Origin of the sequence: Emcibacter sp. (assembly GCF_048269205.1) — a bacterium.
GTDB lineage: Bacteria > Pseudomonadota > Alphaproteobacteria > Sphingomonadales > Emcibacteraceae > Emcibacter.
Map to the genome: position 1 here is coordinate 62,719 of NZ_JBLXJC010000002.1, position 17,590 is coordinate 80,308.

The following is a 17,590-nucleotide window of genomic DNA, read 5'->3' on the forward strand; positions in this document are numbered from 1 at the left end:
TTATGGAGCAAACAGGTTTCCAAACAGTTATTTATCCTTAAACTTTCCCCGACCGGTGCAGGGACACCTACCCCAGGGACCGTGAAATCATCGGCCCCAGGAAGTTGGCCATACCCAGCGGCAGTTTCTTCCAGGTATTGATCATCAACCGGTATTTGGGGTTCATTGGATTCACTTCTGGCACCTGGCATCCTTCACGCAGGTAATATTCATAGTGCAGCGGACGCGGCTCGAACCCCCAGTTTTTCTTGAAACTGAACGACCCGGTATTGTTCTTGCTGCGGCCAAAATCGAAAATTTCAACACTGCGTTCCGTAACCGCCCGCTCCATCACCGACCAGTACATGAAGTCGTTGGCGGCATATTTCCTGGCTTCGATCGTGGCACCGCCGTAATAAGGAAAAACCTCGTTTCGGAAATAAATGCTCATCACACTGGCAATCGCCTGCCCTTCGGGCGTACATACCGTCAGGATCTCACAATCATTGCCAAATTCGTCCTTCATGGCCTGAAACAGTTTTTTCGGGAAGACCGGCGTGCCCAGGTTACGTACACTTTCCGCATAAAGGGAATAGAGCCGCCCCACATCCTGGTCAATTTCAGCCGTCAATTCGAACTTGATGCCTTTTCTGACCATGGCCCGCTGCTTGCGGGGGATGGCCATCATGTTCTCTTCATTGTCCGGGGAAAGCTCCTTGCGAAAAACCGAATACATCTCGTCCTTGCAGGGCCAGTCGTCGTGCACCCGATCCATGTTGCGGAACTCGATACAATCCACCTTAAGTTCCTCGGCCAGCCGGGCGCATTCCTGATCCAGCAGGGCAAGCACTTCCCTGTTGTCAAACAGAGGACCGCCGTTGGTCGAAAACGCAACAGAAATAAGGGAATTGCCGAAAAGGCGGCTTTTGACATGGACAAGCGGCACCAGACCACGGATCCTGCCCTCGTCCTCCACATAAAGATAGTAAAGCGGATGTCCCATACTGACATGCGCCGCCCGCCCCCAGGCAAGCATATGAGCTGCCGTGCCTGCCGGATGGGCGAGCACATAGTCATTCCACGCCGTAGGATCCCCGTTGATATCGTATTGTTTAACCTGCATACCCGCCCCTGTGAGAAAATCTAGTTTTTCAGAAAGATCTCGTCCATCCGTCCCCAGCTGAAATCGGCAAGCGCCCGACGCAGTTTCTTTTCCATGACATCAAGATTTGTGTAATGCCTGAACCTGGACTTCAGCCCCGCCTGCTCCTGTCTCGGCTGGTCCGGATCAATCTCCCACGGGTGAAAATAGAAAATGCAGGACTGATCATCCCTGTTATTGACCCGGGACATGGCCCATTTTGACAGAAAATAGGGCAACAGCCTGAAATACCCGCCGCCTCCGCAGGGAATTTTCTTTCCCGCCACGTCCACCGTGGTTACAGGCATTTCCAGGAAGTTACGCCCCTCAATGGGGCGGAAAGCGAACCTGGGCGCATTAGGCATTCCGTAGTGGTCATGCCGGATAGGATAGATGCTCGAGCTATAGTCAAACCCGGCTTCTTCCAGAATATCCAGTGCCCAGAGGTTCTTCTCACCGATGGAAAAACTGGCCGCACGGTACCCTCTGATGGGACACCCCCCCACGTCTTCGAGTAGTTTCTTTGACCGGAGAACATCTTCCCGGAATTCCTCCGGACTTTGATGGGTAACGCGCCAGTGCGCCATGCCGTGACTGGCCAGTTCGTGTCCCTCTTCCACAATCCGTCTGACAACGGCGGGATAACGCTCCGCCACCCAGCCCAGGGTGAAGAATGTGGCCTTTGTGCCAGCCTCATCGAACATATTCAGGATCACATCCATATTGCGTTCTACGCGGCAGGGCAGAGAATCCCAGTCTTCACGCCGAATATCATTTTCAAAGGCGCCAACCTGAAAATAATCCTCCACATCCACCGTCATGGCGTTCCTGATCCGACCTGTCATGACTGTCACTCGCCCCTCTCGGCATTTTTTCCAATCCAGACAGAGGCAATGTCCAGGACTGCCTTGATCGTCTCGTCATGGACACGTACATATTTTTCGAGCCGGTCAAGGCGTTCTTCAAGATCGGCCGGCAATGAGGCACCTTCTGCCGCGCTGGCCATCTGTCCACCGCCACCGTTAATTGGTCCTCTGATGGAAGACGGACTGTTCACAGGCCGGGTTGCCAGAGCGTTTTCCTGCTCCATGTCGGCAATAACATCCGCAACAATCTTTTCCGTAATGGCGTGAACTTCCTCGATGGCACCATACAGGAGAATACGGGAACAGAGTGTATTCAGACGCCTCGGCACCCCTTGGGTATATTCGTAAATTTTCCTGAATGCGCCGTCGTCAAAGGACGGATTATTCTTCCAGCCCACCAATGTCAGGCGATGTTCCACATATTCACGGGTCTCGTCATAGGTCATGGCCTGCAAATGATGGGTAGCGATCACACGTTGACGCAACTGCTCCAGGTCCGGATCAAAGGCCCACTTGTCGCGGAATTCGGGCTGGCCGACCAGAAAACTCTGCAGCAGCGCCCTGTCCCCTTCCTGGAAATTGGACAACATGCGCAACTCCTCCAGCGCTTTGGTCGGCAGGTTCTGAACCTCGTCGATCAGCAGCAGGGCGCGTCTGCCGTTTCTGTGATTTTGGCGGAGAAAGGTTTCGATATCCCGAAGCAGGATGGATTTGTCCTTGCCGGTAACATCAAGTCCGAAACCGACAGCAACCATTCTGAGGATATCATCCGCCTCCAGATTGGTGGTTACGATTTTCGCCGCAACGAATTTGTCCGTGTCGAGCTCGTTCAGCAGATGCCCCACAAGCGTGGTCTTGCCGGCCCCGATCTCGCCGGTAATGATAATAAATCCTTCTCCCTGGCTCAAACCGTACGTCAGGTAGGCCATGGCCTTGTGATGGGTACTACTGTCAAAGTAGAACCGGGGGTCCGGTGTCAACTGAAAGGGCTTGCCTTCTAGACCGTAAAATTCAGCATACATGGTTTAAACCTAAAGTGCCGCCCTGAGTGAAAAAGAAATATAATTTGACGGACGATTCAGCAAGGGCAGGCGCGTGCCTGACCTGTCAGAATGTACGTAAGACAGGGTTGATGTCAGTGATTCAGAAACGCGATAGGACATATTGGCGCCCGCACTCCAGAATTTATCGTCAACAGCAAATGAAAAATCACCGAACCTGTCAATATATTCAGAATAACTGAATGATCCGTGCACCGTGGCGCTTAGCTTACGGCTGATCGTGCGGCTCAGGGAGAAAGCCGCCGTCCAGCGTTCCTCGTCACGAGTCACGACTTCATTGAAATATCTTCTGTTGGTTCCGCTCAGGCTGTAACTTGTCCGGCCGCGTTCGCCCTGCAGGCTTACCCGCCAGGTTTTGGTACGGACAAAACTGTCATCCAGAAATTCGGTTCCGCCGTTTGTGACCTCACCCGAGAAGGGGTCAAGAATGACAAAGTCCAGAACTTCCAGGGTCTGGTAGGTTTCCAGACGGTCATCGTAGCTCACAGTAATCTGGGCCTTCGGCGTAATCCGGTAAAAGGCATCCAGGGAAAAGGTATCTCCCTGGTACTGGTTCCCGTAGCGAAAAGAAATAGACGTCCGCGGACCCGGCACGAGCCGGAAACCCGCATCCCAGACAAAATTGTCAAAATTAACGAAAGTGCTGTTGGCGTCGCGGGACTGGTAACCGACGCTGCCCAGCAGGCTCAGCATCCGGTTAATCCGATAACTGCCGTCCAGACGGGTGCCATAAGTGACATAATCACTGGACCTTACCCGTTCCTGGTTATTGTAGAACGCACTGTAATTCCATTCGAAGCGTGAAAATTCAGTGCCGCTGTCCAGTGAGAATGTCGTACCGTAGCTGGTTGCCTTGTCAAAGTCCGATCCTGCCGCATCAAGGCGCTCCCTGTCGTCACTGCGCACATGCCTGACGTTCGCTTCGAGCCGGGCGTCGGCAAAGCTACCAAAATGACGAACCAGATAGGGGCTGATCTGATAGGTCTGAATGGTTGCCCTGTTCTGGGTCCTGCTGCCTTCGCTGCTGGAAATCGCCTGTCGACGGTCCAGAAAGCGCTGATTGATATTGGCCGTGGCCGAAACAAAAAACAGATCGCGGGACAATTCCGTGTTGGTGTGAAGAAACAGGTTGTGGCGCACCTCGTCTTGATCGCCTTCGGCATCGGGATAATAGAAATAGTTAGGGGTATAACGAAAATCCACATCAAGCCGCGCACCGTCCGCCCTGACAGCAATGGAAGGCGCAACCTGTGTGATAAAATCGCCCTGGGCCTCGGCGCTGTCCAGATCCACATTGTCGGTATAGGTTTCTGTCACGGTCAGCGAAGGGACAACATCCCAGTCGGCCGCCATGCCGGCAAAAGGCACGGATACCCCGGCAATTGCCGGAAGGAGAACACAAGCGATTTTATTCTGTTTATACATATTCCCGCCCCGATTTGTTGTTTTTTATTGGTGACCGTAACCGTAATAGGACCCGAATTTCTTCTTGCCGCCGGAGAAACGCGACTTGTTCAGAAGAAGATTGATGTGCTCACTAGAGCCGATCATCGACAGGGCTTCCTTGAGATCGATTTCACGGGTCTTGTCAGCCTCTACGACATAAAGCACCTGCCCTACGCTGAGGGCCAGAACTGATGCCGAACTGCTGGCCAGAACCGGTGGTGAATCGATAATGATCACCCGATCCGGATAACGCTTGGCAACCTCGTCTACAATATCTCCCATCCGCTCACTGGCCAGAAGCTCGGTGGTCAGACGGTGCTTCTTACCCGCCGGCAGAAGCGTGAGGTTCGGAATGTTGGTTTTCAGCAGACAATCAGAAAGGTCAAGGTTCTTGTCCTCAATCACATCGATCAGGCCCTTGTCCGCCTTTACACCAAGCCGTTTCATCACATCCGGCTTTTCCACATCCGCATCAATCAGCAGAACCGTGAGATCCCGTTCCATCGCCATACTCATGGCCAGACTAATGGCGCAGAAGGTCTTGCCCTCATCGGGCTGGGTGCTTGTCACCATGATGATATTGCCGTTCTTGATGGCGGATCTACCCTTGGCGAAGGCATTCAGCAAGAGGCTTCTTTTGACAATCCTGAACTCTTCCGAAATGACCGTTTCATCGGTTTCCATCACCGGAACATTCTGAGCCCGAAGCTCATCAAAATTTATCTCAACATACCGGCTCGTACGACCATAGGACCTGGAACGCTGTTCCACCTGAGGTATAGCAGCTGGTTCTGACTGCGGTTCCGACTGCTTCTGTACAGGCGGTTGCTTAACCGGCGGTGTCGACGGTGCCTCGGCAGCAGCCTGGTCAGCAGAAGGCTGGGGAGAAGTCTCTGCCTTTTCAGCGGCCTCCGCCGCCTTCCTGGCAGCCTTTTCAACAAGGCTTTCCGCCTTTTTCATCTTCTCTGCAGCTTTTTCGATCAAACTCATGATTTTTCTTCTTATACGTTCAGGTTTTACGCCGTGGGCATATGGAAATAGTTCATCATTGCATAGACACTGATGCAGGAGACGAACAATCCGGCCAGCATGATTGAAAACAGGATCAGCTTGCGTTTCCTGCCACGGAGTTCCTGCGGCGACGGAATAGCGGAAATGCTGCCCAGAACAGGCATGGAGAGAACATCCCTCAAGCGCTGTTCAGTGGAGAAAGTCGAATGCATCTGGCTCATCAGGAATGCAACCCCGACACCGGCGCCAAGCCCGACGAACAGAACCCCGATAACATACAGAAGGCGGTTCGGGCTGCTCGGCTCACGAGCCTCCTGCGGCGGCTCGATCACCCGGAACTGCACGCGATCGGACTTGGTTTCCAGATCCTGTGAAATCCTCGCTGATTCACGTTTTTCCAGCAGTTCGTTATAGTTCCTTTTGATAATACCGTAATCACGGTTAAGCCGGGCCAGTTCGGCTTCCACTTCCGGCACGCGCTGGGCGTAGGAGGCCAGACGTTTGACTTCCTCTTCCTTCTGCGTCAACCGGGCCTGGAGACTGGCAATCTCGCCTTCCAGTTCGATGATATTCATGTTCAGCTGGTCATAGACCGGGTTTGGCCGCACTCCAGCCGTCGACTGAAGCTTTTCCGTATCCCCTTCTTCGAGAGCCTTGGCAAGTTCAGCCTGTTCGGCCTCCATTTTCCCACGCAAATCCTCGATCTGGGTGGTGATGATCTTGACGTCAGGATGCTGGTCCTTGTATCCGCGGGCATACAGATCGTCCAGACGCTGCTCGAGAATGGAAATTCTGCCCGCCAGATTACTGGAGCTCGCGGGTCCGCCGCCGCCAATTGACGGTCCGGTTCCGGAGCCCGATGCCAGATAGGGCGGAATATTCTCCAGATAGCCTTTCATCTGCTTCTGCTTGTTGCGATATTCGTTGATCTGGTTCTTCACCGAGGCCACAGCTTCCTGGGCCTGCTGCATCTGGTCGAAATAGGATCTGCCCTGGCTGGACAGGAACGACATGTTCTTCTGCTTGAATTCCGCAGTCCTCTGCTCGGCAATCTCCATCTGCTCTTCATATTCGCGGATTTGTTCTTCAATGAAGCGCAGCGCGGACGACAGGTCCTTGCGGCCCGTGGCCAGCTTGTCCTCAATAAAGATATTCAAAAGGGACTGGACAACTTTTTTCGCTACTGTCGGGTTGCTGTTCTCATAGGAAATCTGGAACAGGTTTGCGGCCCCCTGGATACTGATATTGATATCTTCACTCAGGGAATCCACCAGTTTCTCCGTCGCCTCTTCAGAAGTGACCGTCATATCGAGATCGGTCATGCGGATGACCTTTTCAATATTCGGGCGACTGATCAGGGTCTGGCGCATCATGCGGACCTGGTCATAGACATTGTTGGAAACGGCGAGACCCTTCATAAGGGGTTTCAGCATGGTTTCGGCATCAACGTGAATCTTGGCGCTGGACTGGTATTTGTTTGGAATCTGAGCGACATACATCCAGCCGGCTATACAGACCACCCATGATACAATCAGGGCGAAATGCCGCTTGCGCCAGACACCATACAAGATGGATATTATTTGTTGATATAGTTCCTGCATGTCTTTCTCAATTCCCAAACCTAGCAAGTATATACCCGCCCTGTGGCGCCCCCCGACGCCGGCGGAAATCAGCAACCGGGCGGATATCATTCATCCGCCCGGTTGCTATTATCCTAGAAGAAGCTTTCCGGAATAATGATTACATCACCCGGATTAATCATCACGTTTGCACTGACGTCTCCGTCCTTGATCAGATCGTCTATACGGATGTTATATTCCTTCTGCACACCGTTTTCCACCCGGGCCAGAACCGCGCTGTTGCCGGCGGCAAACTCGGTGGTACCGCCCACAGCGATCATCAGGTCCAGCAGAGTCATATTCGCCCGGTAGGGAATTGCCTGCGGCGAAGTGGCGGATCCCACAACACGCACCTGCTGGGCAAAGGGTCCCTGGAAACCGCTGACGATAACCGTCACGATCGGGCTCTGAATATATTCGGAGAGTTTCTTTTCGATATCCCGGGCGAGCTGTGTCGGTGTTCTGCCGGTTGCTGCCATATCATCAATCAGCGGCACGGAGAAACGACCGTCCGGGCGAACTGTGACGCTTGTGGACAGTTCCGGGTTACGCCAGACAAAAATCTGCAGATTGTCAAGCGGACCGACCACATAGGGCTGCCCCGGACCTTCTTCAATCGGCACAAAAGCCGCCGGCGGCAGACCACCATGTCCACTTGAACAGCCGGCCACAGCCAACACACCAAATACTGCAGCCATTTTAAGCAGTACATCACGGATCGTTGTGATCTTGATTTTATTCTTATTCACAGCACATTCCCTTCCATCTATTACCGTTCTTTTGTGATGCCCCTTGCCAGGTCCACCCCGAAATGCATTTATTATCCCATGTTTACCTGAAAAATGTTAAAGTAATGCAAACACTGGGGGATAAGATTATGCGGGATGGCTTGTCGCCATCAATGACCATATCGCCTCACCCCGCTCGCGGCACATATTACATCATATGTCCTACAAAATCCAATTATGATAATATCCTAGTCCATTTGGCTAATAATGGGTCTTAAGCCATATTTCAAGCACAGCCAGGTCCCATGCAAGCCCCGCGCCGGGATCGTCTTCCCGGCTGCAGGAGGCGATAACTCCATCCAGAAAATCATTCTCCAGATATCCCCGTTTCTTGAAATCCGATACATTGTCCGTCACCAGCTCTTTCAGTCTCTTCTCCTGGTGAATCCAGACCATAAAGGGAAGGCCGAACCCTTTCTTCTTCTTCGCCAGGGTCTCATCCGGCAAAAACCCCTTCATGGAAAATTTGAAAAAGTCACGAAGCTTGTATCCGGGCAGCAGGACGTCTACCGGAATACCGGCGGCAAATTCAACCAGTTCATCCTCCAGGAAGGGATACTGCACATCCACCCCGGCGAGCCGGCACATCTGATTGACCTTGCGCAGGTCATTGTCCGAGAGCGTAATCTGCATGTCCATATGCATCATTCGCTGCAGCATCTGGGTGTTTTCATGCCGGTGATAGGTCTGTCGGATCAGATTAAGCGGCAGCTCCGTGTCAAGACCGGCGCGGCATTCCGGACGGAAAATTTCCTGCGGCTCCACGTCCGAGATAAAGCTGTAGGAATAGAGACGTTCCGGCATGGGGGTCGCATAGCGTCGGGCCAGGCTCCGGGCTTTTGAAACGACCGGCACATGCTGCATACCCGGGAGTTCCAGGACCGGCTCGAGAAAATATTTCCGCACCGTCCCGGGGATCAGGGCGTATTTCTCGATCTTTTTCATCGTGACGTAGCGTTCGTTACCGGCAAATATCTCGTCCCCGCCATCGCCTGCCAGCAAGGTCGTTACGCCGTTTTCCTTCGCCATTCTGGCGCAATAATAGGCTGCTACCGCCGAATGATTACCGTAAGGTTCATCATAGATACCGGCAATGTCAGTCATCACCTTTTCCACATCGCCCGGCTCCATGAAATATTCATGATGATCGGTATGGAAATGTTCCGCTGTCAACCGGGCGTAGCCGCTTTCATCGAATTTTTTCTCGTGAAATCCGATGGTAAAGGTTTTGCCGCCGCCGTTATGTTTCATCATCAGGCCGGCCACTGTGCTGCTGTCCAGGCCGCCACTGAGAAAGGCGCCGAGATGGCTGCGATCCGTATCATTCAGGACTTTCTCGAAACTGCGATCAAGCAGTTTCCAGAGCGCTTCTTTCCACTCCTGCGGGTTGCCGGAAGCTTCAGTCGTATAAGGCATGGACCAATAAAATCCCTTGTCTACCTGGCCATTGGCGAACCTGACATACTGGGCAGGTTCCAGCTTGTTCATCTGGTCATAGATAGACGTGGGGGATGGCACCACAAAATAGTAAAGATAGTTATAGACCGACTGCGGGCTTATGGTGGTTTCCAGGCCCGGGAACTGCTTCACCGCATCCGTCACAGTGGAAAAGATAAACTCCCCTCCGCGTCCACAGGCATAACAAAGGGAATGAATGCCGGTCCGGTCAATGGCGATGAGTGTTTCGCCTCTCTCCAGATCAACAAGAGCAGCGGACCAGGCCCCCTGCATCCGCCTGAAAACATCCGTATCAAAACGCCGGTATCCTTCAATGAAGGCGGCTGCATCATTTTTCTGCGCGGCCAATGCGGCAAGGCTGTCGTCCTGCCAGTGAACAATCCCGTTCACGGCGCCATATACCGCCTCATCCTGGTCAAGGGAGCCCCGCTTCGGCGTAGCCACCACAGCCAGCGCACCGCCGGATGTGGAAGATTTCTTAATATGATTAAACAGATGTTTTTCGTGGTCGGTACGGATCAGGCACCCAGCCATCTTATCGATCAGAGCGTTTGCCGCTCCATTATCGCCCGCGTGCCCCTGCCAACCTGCAATACCAGACATTTGGTTATACCCCCTAAACCAGTATTTCCTTCGGTGCTTCGTGGCCTAGAAAGGCCGTCGGACTGGCGGTCAGGCCATACGCCCCGGACTGGAACAAAACCACGTAATCGCCGATTTCAGCCACCGGCAGTTCCATCTTGTTGCCCAGCAAGTCCAGTGGCGTACACAGGCAGCCGACAACGCTGGCCTCTTCTTTCTTACCGCCGTCCATGCGGTTGCCGATTTCCACAGGATAATTCTTGCGAATCACCTGACCAAAATTACCCGAGGCCGCGAGATGATGATGCAGGCCGCCATCGGTCATCAGGAAAACATGTTCGCGGGAGATCTTGCGGTCCACAATCTTGCTGACGTAAATACCCGCCTCGCCGACAAAAAAACGACCAAGTTCGATCACAACTTCCGAGTTCGGCAATTCCTTTTCAAATGACGGCAGCAACTCTGCCAGACCAGCTCCGGCTGTCTTCAGATCAAGCGGTTCCTCGCCCGGGAAATAGGGAATGCCGTAACCACCGCCGATATTGACGAATGTCGGCACACAGGGCGCGTCTGCTGCCAGACGAACAGCCAGCGCCAGCGTTTTTTCCTGGGTTTCGAGAATGCTGTCCACGCGCAGGTTCTGGGAACCGCTGAAAATATGAAAGCCCTGGAAATCCAGATCCAGGCCCTTCAGTTCCTTCAGCATGTCAGGTACCTGTTCCGCATCCACGCCGAATTGTTTTGGTCCACCGCCCATTTTCATGCCCGATGATTTCAGCTCGAAATCCGGATTGACCCTGATGGCCGCTTTCGGCCGGATACCCTGACGGTTTCCAATATCCGCAATACGGCGCATTTCGCCGAAAGATTCCATATTCAGGACCACGCCGGCTGCAACCGCCTGGCTGAGTTCCGCATCGGTTTTTGCCGGTCCGGCAAAGCTGATCAATTCCGGGGACGTTCCGGTATCCAGCGCCACCGCCATTTCGCCGCTGGACGCCACATCAAGACCGTCCACCAGGGACGCCATATGATGTACAACCGCCGGCATGGGGTTTGCCTTCATGGCGTAATGAAGCTGCACCTGTTTCGGCAAATATTTGCGCATCTCCTGCACCCGCGCCGTCATCAGGCCGCGGTCATAGGCGAAAAAGGGTGTCGATCCTACCCTGTCGGCGAGCCTTGAGAGCTTTACACCCCCCAGGGTAATTTCTCCATCCACAACGGGGAAGCCGCTGATCGGTGCATGTTCCGGTTTTTTCTTGTCTTTCACAGCCGATATTCCTTTATTCTTTTGCGGTGACCTCGGCGGCAATGGCCTTGCGGTCAATTTTTCCGTTCGGGTTACGGGGCAAAGATGGCCATTCTATGATTTTATGCGGCACCATATAGCTGGGCAGTTCCGCCCGGCAATAGGCCAGTACCGCCTCTTGGTCAAGTTTCGCCCCGTCCTTGCCGGTGGCCACAATCCATATGGCCTGGCCGAGCTTTTCATGATCCACACCAATGGCAGCAATCTCTCCGATCAGTCCGCTGGCGTAAATGGTTTCCTCAAGCTCGGTAGGACTTGTCCTGTAACCCGATGTCTTGATCATTTCATCCCGCCGTCCGACGAAATAGAGATACCCGTCTTCGTCCGTTTTTACCGTATCGCCGGACCAGACGGCAATCTCCGGCATGGGAATACCCGCGGGCTGCCCGGGGGCGGGCCTAAATCTTTCTGCGGTGCGTTCCGGGTCGTTCCAGTATCCGAGCGAGACAAGCGCTCCTCGATGGACAAGTTCGCCCGGCTCACCCGGCGCACAAAGGGTGCCGTCCTCATGCACGACCATAATCTCCGCATTGGGGATCGCCTTGCCCATGGACTCAGGGATCCGGTCCACTTCCGACGGCGGCAAATAGGTTGACCTGAAAGCCTCGGTCAAACCGTACATCAGATAGATATCGGTCTTCGGCAGCTTTTTGCGGAAGGACTTCGTCACCGGCACCGGCATACGCCCGCCTGTGGTGGCAATATAGCGGATGCTGTCCACGGTTTCCTGCGGCCACTCCATTTCCTCGAGCTGAATCCACAAAGGCGGCACACATGTGATCCCGGTTACCCGGTGTTTGGCCGCCTGACGGATCACATCCCGCGGCATCAGATAATTCATCAGAACCACCGTGGCGCCGACCCGGAAAGCCGTGGTCAGCTGGCTGAAACCGGCATCAAAGCTTAGCGGCAACACGCTCAGGACTTTATCGTCCGGTGTGTTCTTAAGGTAGGTGGAGACACTTTCGGCCCCGACAATAAGATTCCGATGGGATACAATCACACCTTTCGGCATACCCGTACTGCCCGATGTATAGAGGATGGCTGCCATATCCGCGTCGATCACCGAATGGCCTGTACAGTCCCCCTCGCCGCCTTTACTCATAAAATCGTCCCAGGACGTGATAGAAGCCTTCACATCCGGCAGACTGTCAGGAATTTTCCCGACCAGAATAACCTGTTCAAGATCATCACAGTCCTGCAGTTCCTCCACAAGTCCGGCAAGCCGGTCCGCGCTGGTAACCAGATATCTGACATTGCAATCCTTGAGGATATAGACCACCTGGCGGGCCTTGAGGGTCGGATTGACAGGCACAAACACGCCACCCGCCTCGGAAGCCCCGAAAACGGTCACCAGTGTCTCCACCTGCTTCGGCAGAAAAACAGCAACCCGGTCATTCTTTGACAGCCCCGCCGACATCAATGCGGCACCGAATATGCCGTTCAGACGGGCAAACTCACCGTAGGATACTTCCTCTGCCTTGAAGACAATCGCCGTATGGTCCGGACGGCTTGTGGATTGCGCTTTGACAAAATCCGATAGTCTGTTGATCATGATGAGAGTATTCTTTTTTCTTGTTTCAATTGGACCGTAAGATATTGAAGAATAGTTAGAGAAATATGAACAGCTTACCAAGAAAATCTGACCTTGTTCCGCAACCACGTCTTCACAGGTTAACAAAGTCCCCGGAACGCATATTAACCATAATTTGAAAGCTTACCATTTTTATTTTATTAACATAAGTCCTGTAGAAATCGGCAACAGAAACAGAACAATAATAATTACGCTATGGACAGACTGAATGTTCAACTGGTTTAGAACCTCTTTCCGGCAGCTGGGGATATATTCCACCTTTTGTTACGGTGCGGACGTCATCCTGCAGCGGCTGGGTATCGGTTCCCTGTATCGCTATCTATATTACGCGCAGCCACTTGAAATGCTTGTGAAACCGGCAGGCCGGAGGAGCGCCTTCGAAGTAGCCGAGCTGAAACCGGATAACCCGGACCTGCTCGACCTGCTGGGCCGGGATGTACTTGACTATCGCTACGGCCAGGATGCCGTTTGTCTCGCCGCCCTGAAGGAGGGAAAAATCGCCGCCTTGCTCTGGTATACGGCGGGGCCCTACCAAGAGGATGAAGTGAAGGCCGTATTTGTGCCGCCTGCCGGTAATGCCTGGGATTTCGGTGTCCATGTTGAACCTGAATTCCGCATGACCCGGGCTTTTATGACCCTGTGGAGCGAAGGCGCACGGCTGATGACCGAACGGGGTCTGGAAAATTCACTGAGCCGGATTTCGAGCTATAATCCCAATTCAATCCTGTCTCATTCCCGAATGGGAGCGTTTGAAATCGGCCGGGCCACATTCTTGAGCCTGGGTCCACTGCAGGTCAGCTGGTCATCGCTCCAGCCACATATTGATTTTACCCTCGGGGAAAGAAAGAAACCTGTTTTTAATTTTTCTGGTCTATTATCAAGGGCGCGATCAACAGAAAAACCATGACAGGTAGAATTGTTGTTCAGCCTTTATTTAAAGAAGCGCTTATAGTATAAGGGCTCATTTTTAAGCTGAACTATTGATTTACCCAGAGAATAAGGCTGTAGAATGTCAGTAATTGAAGATGTAAGAGAAGTTCTGAAAGCAACGCTTCAGCTTGGCGATCGCGCCAACGATATCGAAGCGGACACCCCCTTGCTGGGCAACCTTCCGGAACTGGATTCCATGGCCGTCGCCATGCTGGTGACCTCAATCGAGGAACATTTTGATATTTACATCGAGGATGACGAAATCAGCGCCGAAACCTTCGAAACATTCGGCGCACTTTGCTCTTTCGTGGAAGAAAAAGCAGCCTGAACAACCAGGGATTCCCGGGGGAGCCGTCCAAGTGGAACCTTTTTTTTTCAAAAGTGTCAAAGGACATCTGTTCGGGAATTACTTTCCGCCCAATCCTGAAGTCGCCGACTTGGGCGACCTTGTTTTCTGCCCCCCTTTTGCCGAAGAATTGAATCGGTCCCGGCATATGATCGCCCGACAAACACGTGCGCTCAATCAGCTGGGCTATGGCGTACTGTTGCTTGACCTCTACGGCACCGGCGACAGCGAAGGCACCTACGGGGAAACTGATTGGCAAACCTGGCTCGGGGATCTGCAGGCCGCTGTGGACTGGATCAAATCAAGGAACCATCATTTTTCAGGTTTCTGGGCCATGCGTACCGGTGCCCTGCTGGCCGCGGACTTTACCGCCAACAGTGACACACTCTGTCCGCTGATTCTGTTTTGGCAGCCGGTGACCAACGGCAGGAATTTCGTCGGTCAGTTCCTGCGCATCAGGCTGGCCGGCGAATTTACCGGCGGAAGTGAGCCGCAAGTTACTTCTAAAGACCTGACAACCGCCCTGGAACGTGGAGAAACCCTGGAAATCGCAGGATATGACCTCACACCGGATATCGCCAGTTCTCTGGGGGGCTTGTCTCTCGCCAATATATCCCTGCCCCCCGAAACGACTGTCTGCTGGACCGAAACTTCCTTGAAGGAAGAAGCGGAAATAAGCCCGGGTTCCAGGAAAGTAACGGAAAAATGGGCCGCGGAAGGAGTGGAGGTAAACTCCGCCGCCGTAAGGGATATACAGTTCTGGGCCCTGCAGGAACCGGAATGGGCAGACAGTTTTATCGAACGAACCGCAGGCCTTATCAGGGAGGTGCAGCAGTGACCAGCTTCAACGAACAGGCCTTTGCCTTTGAGGTCACGGACAAACAGGTGACCGGTATCCTGCACCCTGCCCTCGAACCCAGGTCGGGCACCGGCCTGCTGATCATCGTTGGCGGCCCCCAATACCGCATCGGTGCCCACCGGCAATATGTGCATCTGGCCCGACATTGCGCAAAAGGCGGCTTTCCCGTCATGCGTTTCGATTACCGCGGCATCGGCGACAGCGAAGGCGATTATCCGGGCTTCCGGTCTGTTGAGCCCGATGTCCACCGGGCTATTGATGAATTCCTCGCCCGGGACAAAAAGATCAACAATGTGGTTATCTGGGGCTTGTGCGAAGGGGCCTCCGCCTGCCTGCTGGGGGCACAGAAACATCCGGCCGTCTCGGGCCTCGTCCTTGTCAATCCCTGGGTTAGGAGCGAAGCCGGCCTCGCCAAGGCCTATGTAAAACATTACTACACCGACCGTCTGAAGGATCCGGAACTCTGGAAAAAGCTTTTTTCCGGCAAAATGAATCTCGGCGGTGCTATTGGCGGATTTCTCGGCAACTTTAAAAAAGCCTTCTCCGGAAAACCGGCCGCCGGCAATGGGGAACCGTATAGTCAGCCTGAAGAGATTACCGAAGAGAATTTCCCCGAAAAGATGCTCGAGGGACTTCAGGGCTTCACGGGTCGTGTCCTTCTGGTGCAGAGCGAAGTCGACATGGTGGCCCGGGAATTCGATGACCTGGTGAGAGGCTCCCGTGACTGGAAGGCCGCTTTCGAAGAGAAAGATTTTACCCGCCGGGATATTGCCGGAAGTGATCATACCTTTTCCAGCGAGCCCTGGCGGAAAGCTGTCGCCGAGGCGACCCTGGACTGGCTTGCGGGCAGCAGGAAGGCCGGGAAATAAATGGGTGCGTTTCTGATCCTCAAGGAAGACCAACTTAACGAGCCCCGGAAACAGGCGGCCCTGACCGCCCTGTCCCGTGCCGGCTTTCAAAACCCCCATGTCCTGAACTGCGCCGACAAGACCATCTATCTCTATGACAAGCTGGCAGCTCCTGCGCCGACCCTGTACGAACCAGGGAACGGCGATTTCTGTTTTTCCGTCGGCACCCTGATCTATGACGGCAGCTATGGCGTTGAGGCGTCGGAAAAGCTTTTCAAAAGCTTTACCCCCGCCCGCATCGACCCGACGTTGTTTGACGGCAGTTTCGCGGCGGTCATTGCCAAAAGCGGCAAGCTTTATATCTTTGGTGACCCGCTGGGTACCTACAGATTGTTCCACAGCGAGGATCACAGCATCTGGGGATCGTCCTTCTTGGCGGCGGCCTCCGCCCTCTCCTCCCTGAAGCTCAATCCCCAGGGGCTCTACGAATATGTCTTCCAGGGCGCCACCTATGGCAATGACACTCCCTTCCACGAAGTAAAAATGGCCGACAGTCATGCACTCTATGAATGGGAAAAGGGCCAGGCCCCGAGCCAACGCACCCGCTATTTCAACCTGTTCCTGAGACCTCTGGAGAGCAGTCAGGACGAGATTCTCGATTATTGCCTTGACGCCCTGAAAAACCAGTTCTCCCAATTGACCGCCCTGTTTGGCAACAATATGGATACAGCTTTGTCAGGCGGATATGATTCACGTCTTATCCTGGCTTTGCTGCGCCAAGCCGGCGGCATGCCCAAAATCCATGTTTACGGGGCGGACACAGACCCTGATGTGGTGGTTGCCAAAACCATATGCCAGGGGGAAAACCTGCCCCTCGAGCACAAAGACAAAAGCAGTGTTCCGCCGCCAACTGCGGCAGATTACCCCGCCCTGGTTGCAAAAAACTTTTTTGTCATGGACGGCATTCCCAATGAAGGCATCTTTGATAACGGGCTTAACCTGGAAACCCGGCGCGAACGCGTAGGGGGCGGTGCATTGGCGCTTAACGGCGGCGGCGGAGAAATCTACCGGGATTTTTTCCATCTGCCGGATCAGCCTCTGACTGTCCACGAAATGATCATGACCTTTTACAGTCAATATGATCCCGCCACAACCACCGAGGAATTCAACGAACGCCTTTATCGGGAGAGACTGGCCAAGAAAATCCGCCTTTCCCTGGACAAAGGGCATGACCAGCTCAACCGCATCGAAGCAGAATCCATCTATCCCCTTTTCCGTCTGCGCTACTGGATGGGCAAGAACAACAGTCTGAACAACCGTTTCGGACCGGCGCTGACCCCCTTCACCAGATATTCAGTACTGCAGACCGCCATGCCGGTACCGCTGTCGATGAAATATTACGGCAATTTCGAAGCCGCCATGATCCGCAGTATTGATCCGGTTTTGGCAAGCTATGCCACAGACTATGGTTATTCCCTGTCAGCACCGGCGCCTCTGGGCGCCAGAATAGCGGGCTGGATGGATATCAAAAAGCCGATTGCCTTGCGCCAGTATATTTTTGCGTTGAAGAACAGGATGCGGAAACTGGAAAAACCCTTTTACCTGAAAGAAGACTATCTGGGTGATATCCTGGAAACTGCCTGCCCCGCCATGAGCCGGTACTTCAATATCGGACAGATCAACAGTGCCGAACAACTTAACCGGCTCTATACACTGGAATATCTGATAAACTTTATCCGGAATCCCTGAT

General features: G+C 53.6%; 15 protein-coding genes. 5 read left to right on the forward strand and 10 right to left on the reverse strand.

The features are described 5' to 3' along the window. Nucleotides 1-67: 67 nt before the first annotated feature. From ACN0YD_RS09035 to ACN0YD_RS09080, 10 genes are all read right to left on the reverse strand, one after another. The gene (locus ACN0YD_RS09035; protein WP_417319002.1) at nt 68-1,102 is read right to left on the reverse strand and encodes a FemAB family XrtA/PEP-CTERM system-associated protein; all 1,035 of its coding nucleotides are present in this window, start codon (nt 1,100-1,102) and stop codon (nt 68-70) included. A gap of 20 nt (nt 1,103-1,122) precedes the next feature. Further along, entirely contained in the window at nt 1,123-1,965 is an 843-nt protein-coding gene (locus tag ACN0YD_RS09040; RefSeq protein WP_417320197.1) for an XrtA system polysaccharide deacetylase, read from the reverse strand. 5 nt (nt 1,966-1,970) lie between these two features. Further along, on the reverse strand, nt 1,971-3,008 hold the full coding sequence (locus tag ACN0YD_RS09045; RefSeq protein WP_417319004.1) for an XrtA/PEP-CTERM system-associated ATPase: 1,038 nt from the start codon (nt 3,006-3,008) through the stop codon (nt 1,971-1,973). A 9-nt stretch (nt 3,009-3,017) separates the two neighbouring features. After that, nucleotides 3,018-4,472 carry a TIGR03016 family PEP-CTERM system-associated outer membrane protein gene (locus ACN0YD_RS09050; protein ID WP_417319006.1) on the reverse strand — a complete coding sequence of 485 codons (1,455 nt, stop codon included), beginning with the start codon at nt 4,470-4,472 and terminating at the stop codon, nt 3,018-3,020. Between the two features lie 24 nt (nt 4,473-4,496). Next, complete coding sequence (locus tag ACN0YD_RS09055) at nt 4,497-5,483, reverse strand: XrtA-associated tyrosine autokinase (RefSeq protein ID WP_417319008.1); 987 nt, start codon at nt 5,481-5,483, stop codon at nt 4,497-4,499. 26 nt (nt 5,484-5,509) lie between these two features. Then, on the reverse strand, nt 5,510-7,105 hold the full coding sequence (locus ACN0YD_RS09060) for an XrtA system polysaccharide chain length determinant (RefSeq protein ID WP_417319009.1): 1,596 nt from the start codon (nt 7,103-7,105) through the stop codon (nt 5,510-5,512). Nucleotides 7,106-7,218: 113 nt separating this feature from the next. After that, complete coding sequence (locus ACN0YD_RS09065) at nt 7,219-7,821, reverse strand: XrtA/PEP-CTERM system exopolysaccharide export protein (protein WP_417320199.1); 603 nt, start codon at nt 7,819-7,821, stop codon at nt 7,219-7,221. A 291-nt stretch (nt 7,822-8,112) separates the two neighbouring features. Then, the gene (locus ACN0YD_RS09070; protein WP_417319011.1) at nt 8,113-9,972 is read right to left on the reverse strand and encodes an asparagine synthetase B family protein; all 1,860 of its coding nucleotides are present in this window, start codon (nt 9,970-9,972) and stop codon (nt 8,113-8,115) included. Nucleotides 9,973-9,985: 13 nt separating this feature from the next. Beyond that, nucleotides 9,986-11,224 carry a pyridoxal-dependent decarboxylase, exosortase A system-associated gene (locus ACN0YD_RS09075; RefSeq protein ID WP_417319013.1) on the reverse strand — a complete coding sequence of 413 codons (1,239 nt, stop codon included), beginning with the start codon at nt 11,222-11,224 and terminating at the stop codon, nt 9,986-9,988. A 13-nt stretch (nt 11,225-11,237) separates the two neighbouring features. After that, complete coding sequence (locus tag ACN0YD_RS09080; RefSeq protein WP_417319015.1) at nt 11,238-12,818, reverse strand: acyl-CoA ligase (AMP-forming), exosortase A system-associated; 1,581 nt, start codon at nt 12,816-12,818, stop codon at nt 11,238-11,240. A 247-nt stretch (nt 12,819-13,065) separates the two neighbouring features. On the opposite strand from ACN0YD_RS09080, the gene ACN0YD_RS09085 reads away from it, so the two are divergent. The 5 genes from ACN0YD_RS09085 (at nt 13,066) to ACN0YD_RS09105 (ending at nt 17,589) form a co-directional block, all read left to right on the forward strand. Further along, nucleotides 13,066-13,764, forward strand: coding sequence for a hypothetical protein (locus tag ACN0YD_RS09085; RefSeq protein ID WP_417319018.1), 699 nt, complete (start codon nt 13,066-13,068; stop codon nt 13,762-13,764). Nucleotides 13,765-13,866: 102 nt separating this feature from the next. After that, the gene (locus tag ACN0YD_RS09090; protein ID WP_139941650.1) at nt 13,867-14,115 is read left to right on the forward strand and encodes an acyl carrier protein; all 249 of its coding nucleotides are present in this window, start codon (nt 13,867-13,869) and stop codon (nt 14,113-14,115) included. Continuing rightward, entirely contained in the window at nt 14,042-14,971 is a 930-nt protein-coding gene (locus ACN0YD_RS09095; protein WP_417319021.1) for a hydrolase 2, exosortase A system-associated, read from the forward strand. The genes ACN0YD_RS09090 and ACN0YD_RS09095 overlap by 74 nt, the downstream gene beginning before the upstream one ends. Then, nucleotides 14,914-15,861, forward strand: coding sequence for a hydrolase 1, exosortase A system-associated (locus ACN0YD_RS09100; protein WP_417319023.1), 948 nt, complete (start codon nt 14,914-14,916; stop codon nt 15,859-15,861). The genes ACN0YD_RS09095 and ACN0YD_RS09100 overlap by 58 nt, the downstream gene beginning before the upstream one ends. Then, nucleotides 15,862-17,589 carry a hypothetical protein gene (locus ACN0YD_RS09105; RefSeq protein WP_417319025.1) on the forward strand — a complete coding sequence of 576 codons (1,728 nt, stop codon included), beginning with the start codon at nt 15,862-15,864 and terminating at the stop codon, nt 17,587-17,589. It abuts the gene before it with no gap. Nucleotide 17,590 lies beyond the last annotated feature (1 nt).